The sequence below is a fragment of the Kitasatospora sp. NPDC089509 genome (genome assembly GCF_044749365.1).
Taxonomy (GTDB): Bacteria; Actinomycetota; Actinomycetes; order Streptomycetales; family Streptomycetaceae; genus Kitasatospora.
In genome coordinates this window covers 416,862-435,964 of record NZ_JBIVHS010000006.1, presented here as the reverse complement: position 1 = coordinate 435,964, position 19,103 = coordinate 416,862, and the positions used below count along the sequence as shown (strand labels likewise).

At 74.4% G+C, this 19,103-nt stretch carries 15 protein-coding genes; 9 read left to right on the top strand and 6 right to left on the bottom strand.

Features of this window, described 5'->3' with window-relative positions:
• Positions 1-82 precede the first annotated feature (82 nt).
• Together ACIP4P_RS16460 and ACIP4P_RS16455 are read left to right on the top strand one after the other, a co-directional pair.
• Positions 83-1,252, top strand: a complete 1,170-nt coding sequence (locus ACIP4P_RS16460) for an SUKH-4 family immunity protein (RefSeq protein ID WP_400918704.1) — start codon at positions 83-85, stop codon at positions 1,250-1,252.
• A gap of 2 nt (positions 1,253-1,254) precedes the next feature.
• Entirely contained in the window at positions 1,255-2,007 is a 753-nt protein-coding gene (locus ACIP4P_RS16455; protein ID WP_400918701.1) for a hypothetical protein, read from the top strand.
• A gap of 106 nt (positions 2,008-2,113) precedes the next feature.
• Here the strand turns inward: ACIP4P_RS16455 and ACIP4P_RS16450 are convergent, their stop codons facing one another.
• The gene (locus tag ACIP4P_RS16450; protein WP_400918698.1) at positions 2,114-3,127 is read right to left on the bottom strand and encodes a zinc-binding dehydrogenase; all 1,014 of its coding nucleotides are present in this window, start codon (positions 3,125-3,127) and stop codon (positions 2,114-2,116) included.
• Positions 3,128-3,227: 100 nt separating this feature from the next.
• On the opposite strand from ACIP4P_RS16450, the gene ACIP4P_RS16445 reads away from it, so the two are divergent.
• The gene (locus ACIP4P_RS16445) at positions 3,228-3,947 is read left to right on the top strand and encodes a TetR/AcrR family transcriptional regulator (protein WP_400918696.1); all 720 of its coding nucleotides are present in this window, start codon (positions 3,228-3,230) and stop codon (positions 3,945-3,947) included.
• 139 nt (positions 3,948-4,086) lie between these two features.
• Here ACIP4P_RS16445 and ACIP4P_RS16440 read toward each other — a convergent pair whose 3' ends face one another.
• Complete coding sequence (locus ACIP4P_RS16440; protein ID WP_350514041.1) at positions 4,087-4,767, bottom strand: macro domain-containing protein; 681 nt, start codon at positions 4,765-4,767, stop codon at positions 4,087-4,089.
• A 219-nt stretch (positions 4,768-4,986) separates the two neighbouring features.
• Between ACIP4P_RS16440 and ACIP4P_RS16435 the strand changes: the two genes are divergently transcribed.
• From ACIP4P_RS16435 to ACIP4P_RS16420, 4 genes are all read left to right on the top strand, one after another.
• On the top strand, positions 4,987-6,612 hold the full coding sequence (locus ACIP4P_RS16435; protein ID WP_400918692.1) for an ADP-ribosyltransferase domain-containing protein: 1,626 nt from the start codon (positions 4,987-4,989) through the stop codon (positions 6,610-6,612).
• A gap of 150 nt (positions 6,613-6,762) precedes the next feature.
• Positions 6,763-7,611 (top strand): dimethylargininase, encoded by an 849-nt coding sequence (gene ddaH / locus ACIP4P_RS16430; protein ID WP_400918689.1) that lies wholly within the window; start codon positions 6,763-6,765, stop codon positions 7,609-7,611.
• Positions 7,612-7,993: 382 nt separating this feature from the next.
• Complete coding sequence (locus ACIP4P_RS16425; protein WP_400918687.1) at positions 7,994-10,411, top strand: RICIN domain-containing protein; 2,418 nt, start codon at positions 7,994-7,996, stop codon at positions 10,409-10,411.
• 78 nt (positions 10,412-10,489) lie between these two features.
• Positions 10,490-12,583, top strand: a complete 2,094-nt coding sequence (locus tag ACIP4P_RS16420) for a glycoside hydrolase family 27 protein (protein WP_400918684.1) — start codon at positions 10,490-10,492, stop codon at positions 12,581-12,583.
• A gap of 73 nt (positions 12,584-12,656) precedes the next feature.
• Here the strand turns inward: ACIP4P_RS16420 and ACIP4P_RS16415 are convergent, their stop codons facing one another.
• Both ACIP4P_RS16415 and ACIP4P_RS16410 read right to left on the bottom strand, forming a co-directional pair.
• On the bottom strand, positions 12,657-13,703 hold the full coding sequence (locus tag ACIP4P_RS16415; RefSeq protein ID WP_400918681.1) for an SDR family NAD(P)-dependent oxidoreductase: 1,047 nt from the start codon (positions 13,701-13,703) through the stop codon (positions 12,657-12,659).
• Positions 13,704-13,735: 32 nt separating this feature from the next.
• Positions 13,736-14,917, bottom strand: coding sequence for a UDP-N-acetylglucosamine--N-acetylmuramyl-(pentapeptide) pyrophosphoryl-undecaprenol N-acetylglucosamine transferase (locus tag ACIP4P_RS16410; protein WP_400918678.1), 1,182 nt, complete (start codon positions 14,915-14,917; stop codon positions 13,736-13,738).
• Between the two features lie 63 nt (positions 14,918-14,980).
• Between ACIP4P_RS16410 and ACIP4P_RS16405 the strand changes: the two genes are divergently transcribed.
• On the top strand, positions 14,981-15,670 hold the full coding sequence (locus ACIP4P_RS16405) for a response regulator transcription factor (RefSeq protein WP_350514047.1): 690 nt from the start codon (positions 14,981-14,983) through the stop codon (positions 15,668-15,670).
• The gene (locus ACIP4P_RS16400) at positions 15,667-17,052 is read left to right on the top strand and encodes an ATP-binding protein (RefSeq protein ID WP_400918674.1); all 1,386 of its coding nucleotides are present in this window, start codon (positions 15,667-15,669) and stop codon (positions 17,050-17,052) included. The genes ACIP4P_RS16405 and ACIP4P_RS16400 overlap by 4 nt, the downstream gene beginning before the upstream one ends.
• A gap of 63 nt (positions 17,053-17,115) precedes the next feature.
• Here ACIP4P_RS16400 and ACIP4P_RS16395 read toward each other — a convergent pair whose 3' ends face one another.
• Positions 17,116-17,811, bottom strand: coding sequence for a formyltransferase family protein (locus ACIP4P_RS16395; protein ID WP_400918671.1), 696 nt, complete (start codon positions 17,809-17,811; stop codon positions 17,116-17,118).
• 46 nt (positions 17,812-17,857) lie between these two features.
• Positions 17,858-19,102: a cytochrome P450 gene (locus ACIP4P_RS16390; protein WP_400918907.1), complete on the bottom strand. Its 1,245-nt coding sequence runs from the start codon at positions 19,100-19,102 to the stop codon at positions 17,858-17,860.
• Position 19,103 lies beyond the last annotated feature (1 nt).

Sequence of the window (19,103 nt, the reverse complement as noted above, 5' to 3'; positions counted from 1 at the left end):
GACGGGTTGTCGGTGGGCTCCGCTAGGGTCGTTCGCATCGGTGGGTGATCGGCCGTCGTGGGCGGCGGGCAGGGGGAGCGCGATGGCGGGGACGGGTGCGGGGGCCGGAGCGGTGCCGGTGCTGCCCGAGGGGGTGACCCACGGGCCGAGCCGGGAGCTGCTCACCGCCGGGGAGTTGTGCTGGTCGCGCGCCTACCTGGACTTGGAGGCCTCGGGGGACGAACCGCTGCAGACGGCCGTGTCCTGGTACGAGCGGCAGGGGGTGCGGGGCGCCGAGGGGCTGTACGTGCTGGGGGAGGCCCGGTACGACGACTGGCAGGGGCCGGTCACGGTGCTGCTGGACGGTGCGGGCGGCGAGGTGTACCTGGCCCGGCCGGACGACGACGGGGTGCTCCGGCGGGATCTGTTGGCCAGCAGCCCGGGGTGCCTGATCGCGCTGGCGGCGGAGGTCGAGGGGCTCCGGCCGGCGGGGGCGGAGCGGGCGCACGGTCCGGCGGCCGTCGCCGAGGTCGAGCGGGCGGTGGGGCAGCGGCTGCGCGAGGCCGATCCGGAGCTCTACCGGCGGACGGCGGGCCGACCGGCCCACTGGGGAACGGCGTTGACGATCCGCTCGCTCGCCCGGGGTGCCGCCGGTGCGGCGGACGGGCTGGCGTACGAGGTGTCCCCGGCGCTGGTCGAGGACTTGGCGACGGTGGCGGGCGAGGGTGACGTCCGCCGGCTCGCGGAGGCCGAGTTGCCCGCGAGCCTCGCCCACGGGCCGACCCGGCGGCTGCTCACCGAGGTCGGGCTGCCGGTCGCCGAGGGCTGCGTGCTGTCCGTCGACGCCGAGGGCCCGTTCCGCACCGTGGCGGAGACCTACCCGGGGAGCTGTTCGGAGGGGCCCCGCGCCTACCAGGGCGGATTCCCGGTGGTCGGCGGGTGGATGTACGACTCCGTGGTCGCCCTCGACGGCGCCACCGGGCGGGTCGAGCTGCCCGACCCGGAGGGCGACGGGGAGACGGCCGCCTATCTGCACCGGGACCTCTCGGCGCTGCTGTACGTGTTGTGGACGTTCGAGCGGCTGCGGGCCGTACGGCGCGAGGCGGAGGACCCGCAGGCGCCGGTACCGTGGTCGGTGTTCGAACCGTCCGAACTCCTGGACAGCGCGGCCGAGGCGGTGCTGCGGGCCCTGGACCCGGAGGCGTTCGCCACCGACAGCCACTTCTGGCCGATCCGGGTGGACGACGGGCACATGGGCAGCCTGCTGGAGTAGTGGTGGAGATCGAGGACGTGGACGTGGACGAGGACGGGGGCGTGCGGGCACTGGCCGGGGTGGTGTGGCGGCGGAAGGTGCTGCTGCTCCTGCCGGCGATCACGGTGGCCGTGTTCGGCGGGGTGGCCGCGCTGCTGGTCCGGGCGGAGGTGCTGCTCGGCGGGAGCCTGCTGCTGGGCGTGCTGGGGCTGCTGGTGCTCTCCTTCCTCGCCGTGTTCGGCACCTCGGCGCTGCTCGTCGCGGCCGCCGACGCGTTGCGGGGGCGGCCGGTGGGGGTCGGGGCCAGCTACCGGCGCGCTGCCGGACGGCTGGGGGTGCTCGCGAGGTGGGCGCCGCTCGGGGCGGTCCAGGTGCTCGGGGCGCTTCTGATGGTCGGTCTGGTGTGGTCGCTGGCGAGCTATCTGGTGGTGCCGGCGCTGGTGCTCGACGGGGCGGGGGTGCGCGCGGCGATGCGCGGCTCCCGGGAGGTGTACCGGCGGGACCGCGGGGAGTTCCTGCGCGGGACGACCTGGCTGTCGCTGCCGGCCGTGGTGAGCATCGTGCCGTCGCTGGTGGTGTTGTCGATCGGGCTGATGGCGACCGACCGGGTGCTCGGAACGGCGCTGATGGTCGGCGCGGCGCTGTGCCTGGGGGCCGGTGTGACGGTGACGGCGAGTCTGTTCGGGGTGTTCCGGGCGCGGCTGTACCTGGCGTCGAAGCGCGCGGCCGTGGTCGAGGCGGCCCCGTGGGGGCTGCACGTGTCGCCGGTGGAGTAGCGGCGGTCGGCAGGTCGGGGGCCGACAGAACGGGGGCCGGCGGCCGCTGTTCGGCTGCCGGCCCCCGGTGCCGTGCCCGGCTCAGTCGGGCAGGTGCGGGGAGGTCTCAGGGCTTGAGGACCAGGCGGATCGGGTTGCCCTCCTTGCGCTCCAGCGCCTCCACCGCGCGGGCGGCGTCGGCCAGCGGGAAGGTGCCGCTGACCGAGCGGGCGAAGTCCAGCCGGCCGCCGCGGACCAGGTTGACCAGGTCGATGACGTCCTGGCCCTGGGAGCCGTAGTGGCCGAGGATCTGCTGACGCAGGTAGCTGACCATGGTGCCCTTGGTGATGGTCAGCGGCTTGTCGGTGAGCCCGACCAGCACCAGGCGGCCGTGCTCGCCGAGGCTGGCCACGGCCTGCTCGCGGACCGGGGCGACGCCGGCGAAGTCGAAGGCGGCGGAGAGCGGCCGGCCGCCGGTGGCCGCGCGCAGCCGCTCGGCGAACGCGGGGTCGGCCGGGTCGAGGGCGGCGTCGGCGCCGAAGGCGAGGGCGCGCTCGCGGGCGGCCGGGAGCGGGTCGACGGCGACGATCGGGAAGGCGCCGATCGCGCGCAGCAGCTGGATGCCGTGGGCGCCCAGTCCGCCGACGCCCCAGACACCGACGGCCTCGGCCGGGCGGACGGCGCCGGTGGCGGTGATCGCGGACCAGGGGGTGGAGACCGCGTCGGGGATGAAGCAGGCCTGCTCGAAGGGGAGCTCGTCCGGGATCGGCACCAGGGTGGCGACGGTGGCGAGCGCGTACTCGGCCCAGCCGCCGTCGTAGTCCACGCCGCGGGTGAAGACCTTGCCGTCGCGGGTCTCGCCGGCCTGCAGCAGCACCCGGTCGCCGACGGCGGTACCGGTCACGCCCTCGCCGAGGGTGTGCACGGTGCCCGCGACCTCGTGGCCGAGGGTGACCTTGGAGCCCTGGAGGAGGAAGGGCTTGAGGGTGCCGTCGATCAGGTGGACGTCGGAGAGGCAGACGCCGGCGGCCTCGACCTTGATCAGCACCTGACCCGGGCCCGGCGTCGGGACGGGCACCTCCTCGACGGCGAAAGCGCCCTTGGCGACGTCGAGGCGGCCGGCGAGCATCGTGGCGGTCATCGGGACTTCCCTTCGGTCGGGGGTGGCGGGGTCGGGGGAGTGCCCCGCCGCCCCAAACTTGCTTGTTAACCAACAAGCAAGTTGAGCCTAGCATGGTGCCATGCCCACGCACGATGACCCGACGGCCCGCGCGATCGCCCCGCAGGAGGCCGAGACCGCCCAGCAGGACGCCGAGACCGTCCCGCAGGACGCCAAGCCGCCCCGCGCCCAGGCCGAACGGCGGACCCAGGCGGAGCGGCGCGCCCGTGCCGAGGCCGCGCTGCTCGCCGCCGCCGCCCGGCTGATCGCCGAGCACGGCAGCACCGGGGTCACCCTCGCCCGGGTCGGCGAGGAGGCGGGCTTCAGCCGGGGGCTGGCCACCCACTACTTCGGCTCCAAGGCCGCGCTGCTGGCCCGGCTCCAGGAGGAGGCGCTGGCGGAGGCGATGGCGGCGGCCGCGCCCGAGCGCAGCGGCGCCGGGGCGGCGGAGGAGCTCTGCGGCTTCGCCCGGGGAGTGCTCGACGGTGTGCGGAACCCGACCGACCTGGGCCGGGCCTTCGTGGTGCTGGGCGCCGAGGCGCTGGCCGGGGCCTCCGAGCTGACGGTGGCGGTGGCCGAGCTGGACACCCGGACCCGCGACTGGGTGGCGGACGTGGTCGGCCAGGGTGTGACCGAGGGCGAGGTGCGGGCCGGGCTGGACGCCCGGGCCTTCGCGTTCGCCTTCGTGGGGCTGCTCAAGGGGCTGGTGGTGCAGGCCGCGGCCGCACCGGAGGCCTTCGACGTGCCGACGGCGACCGCGGAGGCGGAGCGCTGGATCAGGCTGGCGCTGGCCGCCGGGTGACGGCGGCGGCCTCGGGCCCGCGCGGCCGGAAAGCCCCGCGCGGAAACGCCCCGCGCCGCGCCGAAGGGTCGGCGCGGCGCGGGGCCCGGGCGGGAGCGGGCTCAGCGGGCGGGGTGGCATCGGCCCCCGGGGGTTCCGCTCAGCGCCGGGGCCGGCCGTCGGCCGCCGGGGCGTTGATCCGCACCCGGGTGGTGGCGGGCGCGTCCTCGATGTCCCGCAGCTGGCCCAGGACGGTGGCGCGCAGGTCGTCGTAGTCCTCGAAGTGGTGGTCGTTGAAGAGGGTGTAGCCCGTCCACATCAGGTTGGCGCAGACCCGGGCCGGGACCCGGCCCGTCCGGGCGCCCATGCCGACCAGGGCCACCGAGCGGATGCTGCCCGGCGCCAGCCGGTTCTGGCGGTGGACGGCCTGGAAGGCGGCCGCGCAGGCGAGGGCGACGTTCAGGGTCTCGCTGACGTTCTGCGAGGAGGTCTGCATCGTGGGCGCCGAGATCAGGAACCTCGGGTTGACCGCCCCGGACGGCACGCAGACCGCGCTGCCCACCGGCAGGGTGCCCGCGTACTGGTCGCGTATCGCCCGCTGCACCTTCAGCTGGATGCCCGCTCCGAGGTGCCGCTTGATCGCCGCGTCCGCCCCGCCGTCCATCAGGCCGCGGGAGTTGGTCGGGCTGACCCAGGCGTCGACCTGCTCGGTGAGGATCGAGCCCTTGCGGATCTCGATCTCGGGGGTGTCGGCGAAGGCGGCCCGCCACGACTCGACCACCGTCGCGTTGAGGTCCGTCAGCACCACCCTGAGCGGGGACTGCGCGCGGTCCGTCGTCATGCTGCAACTCCTGTCGTACGTCGAGGTGTTTCCCGCTGTCGATCCCGACGCTAGCGGGCGGCACTGACAATCCGTCCGCCGATCCTTCCGCGCTGTCCGGCGACCGGGATCGGCGGTCCCGGTTGTCGGTGCCGGCTGTTAGGAAGGGGGTGTCCGCCGGAGAACTGACGGACCGTCACCACCACGTCCCGCGTGGACCGACCCAGCCGGAGTACCACCATGAGCGCTGCCGACACCCCCGCCACCACCCAGCCCGACCCGAACGACCCGCTGGCCCTGGCGGAGCTGTTCCGGGGCGGCGGCGAGCCGTGGCTGCCGCTGCTGAAGCCGGTCATCGAGGCGCAGCCCGGCGCGGCCTCGTTCATCGGCCCGAGCCGCGGCCCGGAGGTCGTGCCGGTCCGCGAGCTGACCTTCCAGGCCCTCAAGCCGCACGCCCCGCACCGCTGGAAGGTCGTGGTCTTCGGTCAGAACCCGTACCCGCGGCCGGAGAGCGCCACCGGCATCGCGATGTTCGACAACGCCTTCCACGACTGGAAGGACAGCCAGTTCGGCCGGGTGATCAGCATCCGCTGCATCATCAAGGCCGCGGCGATGTGGAAGTACGGCATCCCCAAGAAGACGCCGATCGCCGACATCCGCGCGCTGCTGAAGAAGGAGGAGACGGTCCAGCCGCCGGAGTGGTTCCAGGCGATGCTGACCCAGGGCGTGCTGCTGCTGAACGCGGCGCTCACCGCCAGCGCCGACGGCGCGATGGGCCCGGACCAGCACACCGGGTTCTGGCGGCCGGTGGCCGAGCGGATCGTCGAGGAGATCCTCCGGGCCAAGCAGCAGGCGGGGGAGGAGGACCGGGGCGTCGTCTTCGCCTGGTGGGGTGCGCACGCGCGCAGCCTGAAGAGCGTGGTGCAGCGGCTGGAGAAGAAGTACCCGGAGGTCGAGGTCCGGCACATCGACCACGCCAACCCGGCCGCCCAGGGCGACATCTTCTGCGACAACGACCACTTCGCCACGGTGAACGCCGCGCTCGCCTCGCTCGGGGCGGACGGGATCGACTGGCTCCCCAGCAAGGGCTGGGACGCCGGTGCGGCCGCGGACGGCGGGGCGGACGGCGGGGTCGCCGAGCGGATGGGCGCGTTCATCGCCTCCACCATGGAGCTGCACCAGCTCTACCTGGACCGACTCGCGAGCGTCAAGGACGAGGGCCTCGAACTCCCGGCGATCAGCGGGGTGTTCGACACCCCGGTGGTGGACTTCCGGGAGGCCGTGGCCCCGGTCGCGGCGCTGCTGCGCGGTCTGGACCGGCACGTGGCGCAGTCGCACGAGTTCGGTCGGCGGCGGGCCGGGGAGGGCGCGGCCGACGGCCTGTCCGCCGATGCGATCGCCGCGCTGTACCTCTACACCTGCGAGTCCGCGTTCTACCGGGAGATCAACGCGGTGCTGCGCTCGCCGGACCGCGCCCGGCTGGTCCCCTACCTGCCGTACCTGCGGCTGCTGTTCGCGGCGGTGGCGCAGCTGCCGGTGCGGACGGAGCCGCTCTGGCGCGGGGTGTCGCTGGACCTGCGCAAGCAGTACCCGCTGGGCCGGACGGTGACGTGGTGGGGCGTCTCCTCCTGCACGTCCGAGCTCGGCGTGGCGAAGTCCTTCCTCGGCAGCCGGGGCAAGCGGACGCTGTTCGAGGTGCGGCCGCTGCGCGCGACGGGCATCCAGCGGTACTCGGCGTTCACCGGGGAGGAGGAGTACATCCTGCTGCCGGGCACCCAGTTGGAGGTCACCGACGTCCAGGCCCAGCGGGGCGGGCTGTGCACCGTGACGCTGACCGAGATCGCGGAGGGGCCCTTGGTGTCCTGACGAGTCGCCCCGGCTCGCCCGTGGTGCGGTCGGCGAATGACGCGCGAATTTCATTCTCGACCCGTGGACGCATTCACCCGGGCGTAGTTGACTGCCGGGCGGGTGACCCCCGCAACTCCCCGGAGCACCACCATCACAGAGGAGACCCCTGTGTCCATTGGCGGTACGCAGCCCGAGCCGATACGGCCGACGGCCCGAACGGCAACCCCGCGCCGGTTGCTGATGTGTCGGCCGCAGCACTTCGAGGTGACGTACTCCATCAATCCGTGGATGCACCCGGAGAAGCCGGTCGACCGTGAACTGGCGCTGCTGCAGTGGGACCGGCTGCGCGAGGTGTACCTCTCGCTCGGGCACACCGTGGAGGTGATCGACCCGCTGCCCGGACTGCCGGACATGGTGTTCGCCGCCAACGGCGCGACGGTGGTGGACGGCAAGGTGCTCGGCGCCCGGTTCCGGCACCTGGAGCGCACCGCCGAGGGTCCGGCCTACCTCTCCTGGTTCGCGGCGCAGGGCTACCGGGACGTGCTCTGGCCGGAGTTCATCAACGAGGGGGAGGGCGACTACCTGCCGGTCGGGCGGCGCATCCTGGCCGGCACCGGCTTCCGCACCGACCAGCGCTCGCACCACGAGGCCCAGGAGTTCTTCGGGCTGCCGGTCACCTCGCTCACCCTGGTCGACCCCGAGCACTACCACCTGGACACCGCGCTGGCGGTGCTCTCCGACACCGAGATCATGTACTACCCGGCGGCCTTCAGCCCGGGCAGCCGCTCCGTGCTGCAGAACCTCTTCCCGGACGCCCTGCACGCGGACCCCCAGGACGCCGCGGTCTTCGGCCTCAACGCGTTCTCCGACGGCTACAACGTCGTCCTGCCGCAGGCGGCGGCGGGCCTGATCGAGCGGCTGCGGCGGCGGGGCTTCAACCCGATCGGGGTGGACCTCACCGAACTCCTCAAGGCGGGCGGCGCCGTGAAGTGCTGCACCCTGGAGCTGCGTCCCTGACCGCCTCGGACCGCGCGCCGTCGGACCGCGCGCCCTCGGACCGCGCGCCCTCGGACCGCGCGCCCTCGGACCGCGCGCCGTAGGACCGTGCGCCGTAGGACCGTGCACCGCCCGCCGGCCCGGCCGGCGGGCGGTGCCGTCAGCCGGTCAAGTGGCGGCCGCCCGTGCGCAGTCCGTTGACGGCGCCCGGTGCGGCATGTGAAATGGCACATGTCACCGATCGCATGGGTCAAGAATCCGGGGTCCAGGTTCGCGTCCGCACCGCTCGGCGCGCGACTTTGAACGTTCAAATCCCGTACCCGCCCAGCCGTTGCCCGCCCAGCCCGCACCCGCACAGCCCCCACCCGAGCCCCTCGTCGTGCGGATCGCCAAGGAGCCCCCGATGCCCTCGCCACGTACCGCCCGCGCCCTGCCGTCGGGCGGCCTCGCCGTCCTCGCGGCCCTGGCCGTGCTCACCGCCCAGGCCGCCGTCGCCGCCCCGGCCCGGGCGGCGGGCGGCGACGCCCCGGTGAACGGCGGCAGTTACGTCCTGGGCCCGGCGGCGGGCGGCGGCTGCCTGAGCACCCGCTTCGCCGGGGCCGCGGCCGGCACCCCGGCCGTCCGGGCCGCCTGCCAGGGGCTGTTGAGCCAGCGGTGGCGACTGCTGCGGGTCACCACCACCGCCCCGGCCGGCTACGCCCTGATCAACGCCGCGACCGGCCGCTGCCTGGAGCTGGACGGGCGGGCCCGCAGCGCGGTCACCGCGGACTGCGGCAGCCTCCCGGACAGCGCCCGGTTCACCATCTCCCCGGCCCCCGGCGGGGGTTACGCCCTCGCCCCGGTCGACCGCGCCCGCCAGTGCCTCACCGCGCCGCCCGGCGAGGCGGACGGCCGGCCGGTCCGGGCCCGCGACTGCACGGCCGGTGCGGACCAGCGCTGGACGCTGACCCGCACCGAGCCGCTGGTCCTCGCCGACCCCGGCTTCGAACAGGGCACCGCCGGCTGGACGTTCACCGAGCACACCGGCGTCGCCGACAACAACCCCCACTCCGGCGGCCGACTCGCCTACCTCGACGCCGGCCCCGGGTACCGGGTGAGCCAGCAGGTCACCGCGGTCACCGCCGGCTCGTACGACCTGTCCGCCTGGATCGCCACCGGCGCCGCCGGGGGCACCCTCTCGGTGGCCGTCAACGGCACCACCGTGCAGTCGCTGACCCTGCCCGAGCAGCCCGTCTACGCCAAGTACAGCCTGCCCCGGGTGAAGGTCGCCGCGGGCGACCGGGTCACCCTCGCGATCGGCTCCGCCCCGTCCGGCTGGGTCAACGTGGACGACGCCGCGGTGGCGCCGTCCGCGCCGAACGACCCGCGGATCAGCTCCTCCGACCCCGAGCTGGTCGCCCTGTTCGACTGGGCCAAGACCAAGGCCAACAGCTGGGTCCAGCAGGCCGGCACCACCGGCGTGCTGAACATGGACGAGAACCACACCGGCGGCGCCTCCAGCGGGACGTACGACACCACCTACTGGGCCGGCTACCCCTTCCGGTCCGCCTTCTACAGCCGCGACTTCGCCCACCAGCTGGTCGGCGCCCACCTGCTCGGACTCGACGCCCAGAACAAGACCATGCTGCGCGGCTTCGCCGCCTCCGCCACCGACCTCAACGGCCACTACCCGGTCTGGGCCCTCAACTTCGACGCCCGCAGCTACGCCGCCATCGACTACCACGGCCCGGACGCCTTCGTCCGGGAGCTGCCCGCCCCCTTCGAACTGGTCCAGAAGGCCGGTGAGGCCTACCGGTGGACCGGCGACCGGGACTACGCCGCCGACCCCCTGCTGACCGACTTCGTCCGCACCACCCTCGGCCCCTTCATCGACCGGCACCCCGGCCCGGTCGACAACCACGGCCTCCCGATCCCCCAGGCGACCAGCGACAGCATCTTCGCCGGGACCGCCAGTTACGCCGAGAACGCCACCGGCACCTACGCCGAGGCCGGCGACGCGCTGGCCGCCCAGTACCAGGCCTACCTGTCCGCCGCGACCCTGGCCGACGCCCGCGGCGACGCGGCCGGGGCGGCCGGGTACCGGCAGTCGGCCGACGCCCTGAAGGAGTACGTCAACACCAGCTGGAGCGTCGACCCGGCGCACCCCGACCAGGTCGTACACGGCTACGACACCCAGGGGCGCCCGGTCACCGGCTGGGGCTACGAGGCCGACGTGCTGATGCCGGCCAAGCAACTCCTGGACCCCGGGCCCCGGTTGGACGCGTTCCTGCGGTCCGTCGACGCCCAGGAGTCGGGCCCGCAGGCCTCCGTCAACGCCGAGGCGCTCAGCTACCTGCCCGACGCCTTCTTCGCCGCCCACGACGGCGCCACCGCCTGGAAGTGGATGCAGCGGATCCACCGGAGCGTCGACCAGGTCCACGCCAGCGGCCGGATGCTCAACGGCGACTACCCCGAGCTGCCGTTCACCCTGCTCGGCCAGACCGTCCAGGGCCTGCTCGGGGTGCAGCCCGACGCCGCCGCCCACCGTCTCGTCACCGCCTCCCAACTCCCCGCCGACATCGGCTGGTTGCAGATCGCCGACATCCCGATCGGGGCGGGCACGGTGACCCTGCGCCAGGACGGGACGACCCGCAGCACCCTCACCAACACCGGCACCCGGCCGCTGACCTGGGAGGCCCGCTTCCCCGGCGCCCACGCCGGGATCACCGTCGACGGCACGCCCCGCCCGGTCCGCACCACCGCCGTCGACGGCGTGACCTACACCGTCGCCACCGTCACCCTCGCCCCCGGCCGCACCGCCACCGCGGCGGTCAGCGGCTGACCCGCGGGCGCCCCGGCCGACCCCCACTCGGCCGGGGCGCCGTACCACCCCCACCCCCACACCCCCACAGGAGCGCAGATGCGCCGTCACCCACGCCGCCTCGCGGCACCCCTGCTCGCCCTCGCCCTGGCCGCCACCGGCCTCGGCGCCCTCGGCCTCGGCGCGGCCACCCCGGCCGCCGCCCTCGGCAACGGCAACGCCCTCACCCCGCCGATGGGTTGGAACTCCTGGAACTCGCTCGGCACCGAGGTCACCGAGGACCAGGTCGTCCAGACCATCGACTTCATGGCCGCCAACGGCCTGGTGAGCGCCGGATACAACACCGTCACCGTCGACGACGGCTGGTCGCTCTGGCACCGCGACGGCCAGAGCACCGACTTCGTCCGCACCCCCAGCGGCTCGATGCAGCTCTACGACGCCGCCGGGAACCCGGTCGCGGGCACCGACGGCACCGGCAACGACCCCACCTCCGGCCACCTGATCCCGCGCCCGGACCACTTCCCCGCGCAGACCGTCGACGGCCGGACCGTCAACGGCATCCAGTACCTCACCCGGTACGCCCACAGCAAGGGCATGAAGTTCGGCCTCTACGCCACCGACAGCTACGAGACCTGCCAGATGCACCCCGGCAGCCTCGGCCACGAGTCCGTCGACGCGGCCGACTTCGTCGCCTGGGGCGTCGACTTCGTCAAGTACGACGACTGCCCGTACGGCCCGTCGATCACCGGCCCGGACGGCCACGACTACTCCACCCAGGGCGAGGGCAAGGAGCTCACCCGCTCGATCTACACCCGGGTGCAGACCTTCCAGCACGCCCTGGACGCCGCCTCGGCAGCCCAGGGACGGCCCGAGGTCACCCTCAGCGTCTCCGCCCAGCCCGCCCACACCGGGGTGCCCTACCTCCTCGACCCGGCCGACCCGGCCCGCACCGACCCGGTCGTCCAGGCCGCCGGCACCGCGCCGTTCGACGCGCCCGGCTACGCCCCGACCGGGGTGTGGTGCGGTCAGGTGGCCAATCTGTGCCGGATCGGCGGCGACCGCGACAGCGAACTCGACGGCGTGCTCTGGAACGGCCAGCTGCGCACCGCGCTGCAGTACCCGGGCAATGTGCGCCCGGGCAGCTGGAACGACCTCGACATGATGTTCACCGGCTGGAACGACGTCTACGGGCGCTACGGCACCACCGACACCTGCACCTGCCACAAGCCGTTCACCGACGACGAGTCGCGCACCGAGACCTCGGTGCTGTCGATGCTCGCCGCCCCGCTGATCTCCGGCGCCGACCTGCGCACCGCCGCCCAGTCCGGGCACAGCGCGGACGGCGCCACCTGGTCCACCGGGATCGGCGCGTCCAGCCTGGCGGTGCTCAAGAACGCGGACGTGATCGGGATCGACCAGGACGCGCTGGCCCAACCCGCCACCCTGGTCGGGGCAGCGCCGACGAGCGGCACGGCACCGGTGGTGCTGAAGCGGCGCCTGGCGAACGGGGACACCGCCGTGCTGCTGGTCAACCAGGACCCGACCACCCCGCAGGCCATCGGCACCGGGCTCGGCGCGCTCGGGCTGACCGGCGGGTACAGCTACAAGGAGCTGTGGACCGGCGCGACCGGCACGATCGCCGCCGGGGGTACGGTCGGCGGTGGCACGGTGGCCCCGCACGCGGTGGCGATGTACCGGCTCACCCCGCAGTCCGGCACCACCCCGGCGGCGTCCGCCGTGGGCGACGGCAGGTACCACGCCGTGAGCGCGGGCGGCACCGGCGGCCTGGTGCTGGAGGTCGCCGGCACCTGCGGCTCGCCGCTGGGCTCGGTGGCCGACGTCAACACCTGGTGGCCCACCCACACCTCGGAGCAGTGGGCCTTCACCGCCAACCCCGACGGCACCGTGCGGATCAGCGACGACTGCGACACCGCCACCCACGTCCACACCGTGCTGGCGGCCGGCACCTCGCCGGGCAACAGCGCCTACCTGCTGAACTACTCGCCGGGCAACCCCTGGCAGGAGTGGCGGGTCACCCAGGACCCGACGACCGGCGCGCTCGGTATCACCAACGTCGCCACCGGCCTCGCGCTCACCGCGGGCGGTGCGGGCGGCGCGGCGGCGGGGTCGACGGTGACCACCGACGCGGTGAACGGCGCCGTCGCCGGGCAGAGTTGGACGGTCGCCTCGTAACGGGCTCACCTCGTCACGGCAAGCGGTGCGGCCCGGGGCCTCCCAGCCCCGGGCCGCGCGCGTCGTGCCCGCGTCAGACCTGGTAGCGCAGCGGGTCGAACAGGCCGAGGTGCTCGGCGACCCAGTCGGAGGTCCGGCGCAGCCCCTCGTCCAGTCCCACCAGCGGCTCCCAGCCCGTCAGTTCGCGCGCCTTGCGGTTGTCCGAGAGCAGCCGCTCGACCTCGCTGCCGCCCGGGCGCAGCCGGCCCGGGTCGACCACGATCTCGGCGTCCCGGCCGGAGGCGACGATCAGCGCCTTGGCCAGGTCGCCGATCGACACCTCGCTGCCGGTGCCGAGGTTGACCACCTCGCCGAGTGCCCGGTCGGACCGGGCCACCGCGAGGAAGCCCTCGGCGGTGTCGGTGGCGTACGTGAAGTCGCGCGTCGGGGTGATCGAGCCGAGCCTGATCTCCCGTGCCCCGGAGTGGAGTTGGGCGAGGATGGTGGGGATCACGGCGCGCGCCGACTGGCGCGGGCCGTAGGTGTTGAACGGGCGGACCACGGCGACCGGCAGCTCGAAGGCGTGCCAGTGGGAGAGTGCCGTCATGTCCGCGCCGATCTTCGACGCGGAGTACGGGGACTGCGGCTGCAGCGGGTGGTGCTCGTCGATCGGCGCGGTGATCGCCGTCCCGTACACCTCGCTGGTGGAGGTGTGCACCAGCCGGGCGCCGTGCTTCAGACAGGCCGCGGCGACGTTCTGGGTACCGACCACGTTGGTCTGCACATAGGCCTCGGGGGCCTGGTAGCTGTACGGGATGCCGATCAGCGCGGCGAGGTGGAAGACGGTGTCGCAGCCGGCCACCGCGTCCAGCACCCGGTGGGCGTCCCGGACGTCGCCCGCGAGCAGCTCCACCGGGCCGTCGGGGTCGTTCAGGTAGCGGGCCAGATAGCCGCGTTCGGCGTACGGCTTGTAGTGCACCAGGGCCCGGACCCGGGCGCCGCGGGCGACCAGCAGGTCGACCAGGGTGCTGCCGATGAAGCCCTCGGCGCCGGTGACCAGGACGGTCCGGCCGCTCCAGTCCTGCGGGCCGGTGAAGCCCTGCGGGCCGGTGACGTCCTGCGGGGTGGTGTGCTCGGTCATGGCTGTGCTCCAGTCGTTCGGGGGTCGGTCGGTCAGTGGTGGGCGGCGGCGGGCGCCCGGCCGGCCACCCGCAGCACCTTGGCGGCGAGCAGATCGGCGGCGCGGGCGTGGTCGCCCGGGTCGGCGGCCCGGGCCATCGCGGCGAGTCGGGCCGGGTCGGCGAGCAGCGGCTCGGTCAGCTCGGCCAGCCGCTCGCCGGTGCACTCGCCGTCCGCCAGCAGCAGGCCGGCGCCGGCGTCGGAGAGCACCCGCGCGTTGTGGGTCTGGTGGTCGTGCGGCGCGTGCGGGTAGGGCACCAGGACGGACGGCATCCGGACGCTGGACAGTTCGGCGACGGTGGCCGCGCCGGCCCGGCAGACCATCAGGTCGGCGGCCGCGTAGGCCAGGTCCATCCGGTCCAGGTAGGCGACCGCGTGGGCCACCGGGTTGCCCGCGAGCGCGGCCTGCACCTGCGCCAGCGCGGCCGGGCCGGTCTTGATCAGCAGCCGCCGGTCGGTGCGGTGGCGCCAGCGTTCGGCCAGTTCGAGGGCGGCCGCGGTGAGCCGGGCGGCGCCCAGGCTGCCGCCGTTGAGGACCAGCAGCCCGGCGCCGTCCGGGACGCCGAAGTGCCGGCGGGCCTCGGCCCGCAGCGCCGCCCGGTCGAGCCGGGCGACCGCGCCGACCAGCGGCATCCCGACGGTCTGTACCGCCCGTCCGGCGGGCAGGTGTTCACGGGTGCGGTCGAAGGCGAGCGCGATGTGCGGGGTGAGCCGGGCGGCGAAGCGGTTGGCCCGTCCGGGCACCGCGTTGGACTCGTGCACCACGCTGGGCAGTCCGGCCATCCGGGCGCCGACGATGACCGGCGCGCTCGGGTAGCCGCCCATCCCGACCGCCACCTGGGCACCTTGCTCGCGCAGGATCTCCCGGCACTGCCGGCCCGAGCGCAGCAGTGCGGCCGGCAGCAGGTAGCGGCGCGGGCCGAGCGAGGCGTCGAAGGGGATCATGTCGACGGTGTGCAGCCGGTGGCCGGCCTGGGGGATCAGGGTGGTCTCCAGTCCGCGTTCGGTGCCCACGAAGGAGATCACCGTCCGCGGGTCGGCCCGGCGCAGCGCCTCGGCCAGCGCCAGGCCCGGGTAGATGTGCCCGCCGGTGCCGCCGGCGCCGATCACCACCGACAGCGGCGGCTGGTCGTGGAAGGTGCCGGGCGTCTCGTGTTCTGTCGTCGTCGTCCGCATGCCGTCGACCCTGCCGAGGCCGTCTAAGAGACTTCTCAGAGCCGATTTGAGAGGGTTGTCCGCATGGACAACGGGCAGAAGGTGCTGGTCGTGGACGACGACCCCGAGGTGCGGGCCGCCGTCGAGGACGGCCTGGCGGTCGAGGGCTACCGGGTGCGCGGGGCCGCGGACGGCCTGGCCGCGCTGACCGAGGTGGGTGCCTGGCAGCCGGACGCGATGGTGCTCGACCTGATGATGCCGGTCCTCGACGGCCTGGCGGTCTGCCGCCGGCTGCGGGCGCTCGGCGACCGGATCCCGATCCTGGTGCTGACCGCCCGCGACTCGGTGAGCGAGCGGGTGGACGGCCTGGACGCGGGCGCCGACGACTACCTGGTCAAGCCCTTCGCGCTGGACGAACTGGCCGCCCGGCTGCGCGCCCTGCTGCGCCGCAGCGCCGCCGCCCCGGAGGAGGAGCCCGGCTACCGCTTCGCCGACCTGGAGGTCGACCCGGTCACCCGCACCGGCACCCGGGCCGGGCGGCCGGTGGAGTTCTCCCGCACCGAGTTCGCCCTGCTGGAGGTGCTGCTGCGGCACCCCGGCCAGGTGCTGCCACGCGAGATGATCATGGAGCGGGTGTGGGGCGCCGACTTCGGCCCCGACTCCAACTCCCTCGCGGTGTACGTCGGTTACCTGCGCCGCAAGCTGGAGGCCGGCGGCGAGCCGCGGTTGGTGCAGACCGTGCACGGGGTCGGCTACCGGCTGGACCGGGCGTGAGGGAGCACGCCCGCTGGCGCCGCCGGCGCCCGCTGCGCACCCGGCTGGCACTGGCCTGCACGGCGGCCGTCGCGCTGGTCGCGCTCGGGGTCAGCGCGGCCGCGTTCAGCATCGTCCGCTACGAACTCGACCACCAGCTCGACCAGCACCTCACCCAGCAGGCCACCCTGGTCCAGCAGCAGCACCGCGACCAGGGCCCCCAGGTGGTCTACGGCGAGTGCAACTTCCTCGCCGCCCCGGCCTGCGCCCAGATCGTCTCCGCCGACCCGGCCAAACCGGCCAACGAGCCCTATCTGCTGCCCGTCACCGCAGCCACCCGCCAGGTCGCCGACCGGCAGCGGGCCGGCTACTTCACCGACCTCACCATCGGCGGCCACCCGGCCCGGATGCTCACCACCCCGATGACCGCGGCGCCGCCCGGCGCCCGCCAGGCCGTCCAGGTCGCGCTGCGCTCCGACAGCGTCCAGGAGGGGGTGCGCCAGGCCGGGGTGCTGATGGCCGCCGTCGCCGCCGCCGGGGTGCTGCTGGCCGCCCTGCTCGGGCTGGCCGTCGCCCGCACCTCGCTCGCCCCGGTCACCCGGCTGACCCGCACCGCCGAACGGATCGCCGCGACCCGGGACGCCGGACTGCGGATCGACCTGCCGCCCGGCCGCCGGGAGGACGAACTCACCAGGCTCGCCGACAGCTTCAACGCCATGCTGGGCGAACTGGAACAGTCCGTCGCCGCTCGGCGCCGGCTGGTCGCCGACGCCTCGCACGAGCTGCGCACCCCGCTGACCGCGCTCCGCACCAACGCCGAACTGCTGTCCCGGGCCGATCGCCTGACGGACGGTCAGCGCGAACGGGCGGCGGCCGCGCTGCGCCGCCAGCTGCGCGAGGTGACCGGCATGGTGAACGACCTGATCGAACTCGCCCGGGACGAGGAGCCGCAGCCGCTGCTCGAACAGGTCGCCCTCGGCCCGCTGGTCGAGCACTGCGTGGACACCGCGCGCGGCCACTGGCCGGCCGTCGCCTTCACCCTGGAGGTCACCGGGCCCGGACGGCCGGTGGCCGGCGTGCCCGCCCGGCTCGCCCGGCTGGTCACCAACCTGCTGGACAACGCGGCCAAGTTCAGCCCGCCCGGCGGCGCCGTCGAGGTCCGCCTCACCGGCTCGCCGGACCGGCTGGAGCTGACCGTGCGCGACCACGGCCCCGGCATCGCCCCCGAGGACCTCCCGTACGTCTTCGACCGCTTCTACCGGGCCTCGGCCGCGCGCGCCCTGCCCGGCTCCGGCCTCGGCCTGGCGATGGCCCGCCAGATCGCCCAGGCGCACGGCGCCACCCTCACCGCCGAGGCCGCCCCCGGCGGCGGGGCGCTGTTCCGCCTCCGGCTGCCGCTCTGACCCCGCGTACGGCACGGCACGTGGCCCGCACAGCACCTGTGCGGGCCACGGCCGTTCCGGGGGTCAGTCCTCGTGCAGCGCCCACCTGCTGCCGTCGACCGGCACCGATCCGGGCAGCGCGATCAGCTCGGGCTTGAACAGCGGCTTGGTGTCCATCGCCGGCTCCCAGGTCGCCAACGACTCGTCCTGGGGCACCTCGATCCGGCGGTCCGCCGCGAGGTCGGCGACCACCTTGAGCAGCAGCCGCACCCCGAGCGGGGCCAGGTGGTCGCGCCACAGGCTCTGCGCGGTCGAGCCAGGGGGCACGAACAGGTGCTCCTGGGCGGCGATCGGGCCGCCGTCGGTGCGCTCGGTGAGGTGGTAGACGCTGCCGCCGGTCACCTTGTCGCCGTCCCGGACGGTCCAGCGGATCGCGTCCCGGCCCCGGTGCAGCGGCAGCAGGCTGGGGTGGTAGCCGATGGTGGCGACGGCGGCCCGGGCCCGGGTCCGCCGGCCGAGGAAGGCGTGCGAGTGGGCGGCGAGGATGACGTCCACCCCGTCCGGGACGTGGTGCGCGCGCAGCTCGGCCGAGTCGGTCCACGGGATGTCCCGGGGGTACGCCCAGGAGCGCAGCCGGTCCCAGCACATCGCGTTGGCCTCGTCGGACTGCCCCTTGCGCAGCCGGGGGGCGGCCGCCCCGACGATCTTGTGCCCTCTGTCCAGCAGGGCTTCCGCGACCTGCACCGCGAACGCCCCTTGTCCCGATAGGTAGATGTTCATCCGTACTCCTGCGCTCACTGGTCGGGTCTCGGGCCGGGTCAGGTCGTCATTCGGCCCCTTCCCGGGCCAGGCCCCCGGCGTCCGGCTCGAACCGGACCGGCAGGGTGGAGAACCCGGTCAGGAAGTTGGAGCGGATCCGCAGCGGCTCCGCGGTCTGCTCGAATCCGGTGGTGAAGTCCCTTAGCGCCGTGAGCAGTTCGGCGATCTCCACCTTGGCCAGGTAGGAGCCGACGCAGAAGTGCGGTCCGTACCCGAAGGCCAGGTGCCGGTTGGGGGTGCGGCCGAGGTCGAACTCCCCGGGCCGGTCGAAGACCCGCTCGTCCCGGTTGCCGGAGGCGTGCCAGAGGGTGACGATCTCGCCCGGGCGCAGCCGGACCCCGTGCAGTTCGGTCTCCCGGACGACGCTGCGCCCGAAGTGCAGGGTGGGGGAGGCCCAACGCAGCACCTCGTCCACCGCGGTGTCCACGGCGACCTCGCCCCGCTTGAGCCGGCCCCACTCGCCGGGCCGGGCCGCCAGGGTGCGGACGCAGTCGATCATCGTCAGCCGGCTGGTCTCGTCGCCGCCGATGATCAGGCTGTAGCAGTTGAGCACCACGTCCTCGTCGGTCAGCGGCACGCCGTCCACGGAACTGGCGATCAGCATGCTGATCACGTCGTCCCCCGGGGCCTCGCGGCGCTCGTCGACCAGGTCGGCGAAGTACATCAGGATCTCGTTGCGGGCCATCTCGGAGTCGACCTCGTCGACGTCCTCGTCGTCCGCGGACAGCGCCGCCCTGGTCAGGCTGAGCAGGTAGTCCTGGTCCTGCTCGGGCACGCCCAGCAGGTTGGCGACGGTGGTCATCGGGATCCGGGCGGCGATCCGCTCCGCGAAGTCGCAGCCGCCGGACTCGACGGCCTCGCGGATCCACCGCCGGGTGTTCACCCGGACGGTCGCCGCGACCTGGTCCAACACCCGGGGCGAGAGCACCCGTTGGAGGATCTTGCGCAACTCGTGGTGGCGGTGCCCGTCGGTGACGGCCAGCATCCGGCCGGCCCCGGCGTCGCCGCCCTCCAGCAGGGTGACCAGGACGTTGCCGCGCTCGGAGGTGAAGTGCGCGTCATCCCGGTAGACGGCCAGGATGGACTCGTGTCTGGAGACCACCCAGAAGCCGCGGCGGCCGTCCGTCGGCGGGTTCCAGTGGACCGGGGCGGTGTCCCGCAGGGTGCGCCAGTGGTCGTCCAGGTCGTGGCCGGCGAAGGTGGCCGGGTCGCCCAGGTCCACGGCGGCCGGCGCCGGGGCCGGCGGGTGCACG

Excerpts from the sequence above, each read along its gene's own strand:
- ACIP4P_RS16460 (WP_400918704.1), top strand. The coding sequence starts at position 83 with ATGGCGGGGACGGGTGCGGGGGCCGGAGCGGTGCCGGTGCTGCCCGAG.
- ACIP4P_RS16450 (WP_400918698.1), bottom strand. The coding sequence starts at position 3,127 with ATGACCGCCACGATGCTCGCCGGCCGCCTCGACGTCGCCAAGGGCGCT.
- ACIP4P_RS16445 (WP_400918696.1), top strand. The coding sequence starts at position 3,228 with ATGCCCACGCACGATGACCCGACGGCCCGCGCGATCGCCCCGCAGGAG.
- ACIP4P_RS16440 (WP_350514041.1), bottom strand. The coding sequence starts at position 4,767 with ATGACGACGGACCGCGCGCAGTCCCCGCTCAGGGTGGTGCTGACGGAC.
- ACIP4P_RS16435 (WP_400918692.1), top strand. The coding sequence starts at position 4,987 with ATGAGCGCTGCCGACACCCCCGCCACCACCCAGCCCGACCCGAACGAC.
- ACIP4P_RS16425 (WP_400918687.1), top strand. The coding sequence starts at position 7,994 with ATGCCCTCGCCACGTACCGCCCGCGCCCTGCCGTCGGGCGGCCTCGCC.
- ACIP4P_RS16420 (WP_400918684.1), top strand. The coding sequence starts at position 10,490 with ATGCGCCGTCACCCACGCCGCCTCGCGGCACCCCTGCTCGCCCTCGCC.
- ACIP4P_RS16415 (WP_400918681.1), bottom strand. The coding sequence starts at position 13,703 with ATGACCGAGCACACCACCCCGCAGGACGTCACCGGCCCGCAGGGCTTC.
- ACIP4P_RS16410 (WP_400918678.1), bottom strand. The coding sequence starts at position 14,917 with ATGCGGACGACGACGACAGAACACGAGACGCCCGGCACCTTCCACGAC.
- ACIP4P_RS16405 (WP_350514047.1), top strand. The coding sequence starts at position 14,981 with ATGGACAACGGGCAGAAGGTGCTGGTCGTGGACGACGACCCCGAGGTG.
- ACIP4P_RS16395 (WP_400918671.1), bottom strand. The coding sequence starts at position 17,811 with ATGAACATCTACCTATCGGGACAAGGGGCGTTCGCGGTGCAGGTCGCG.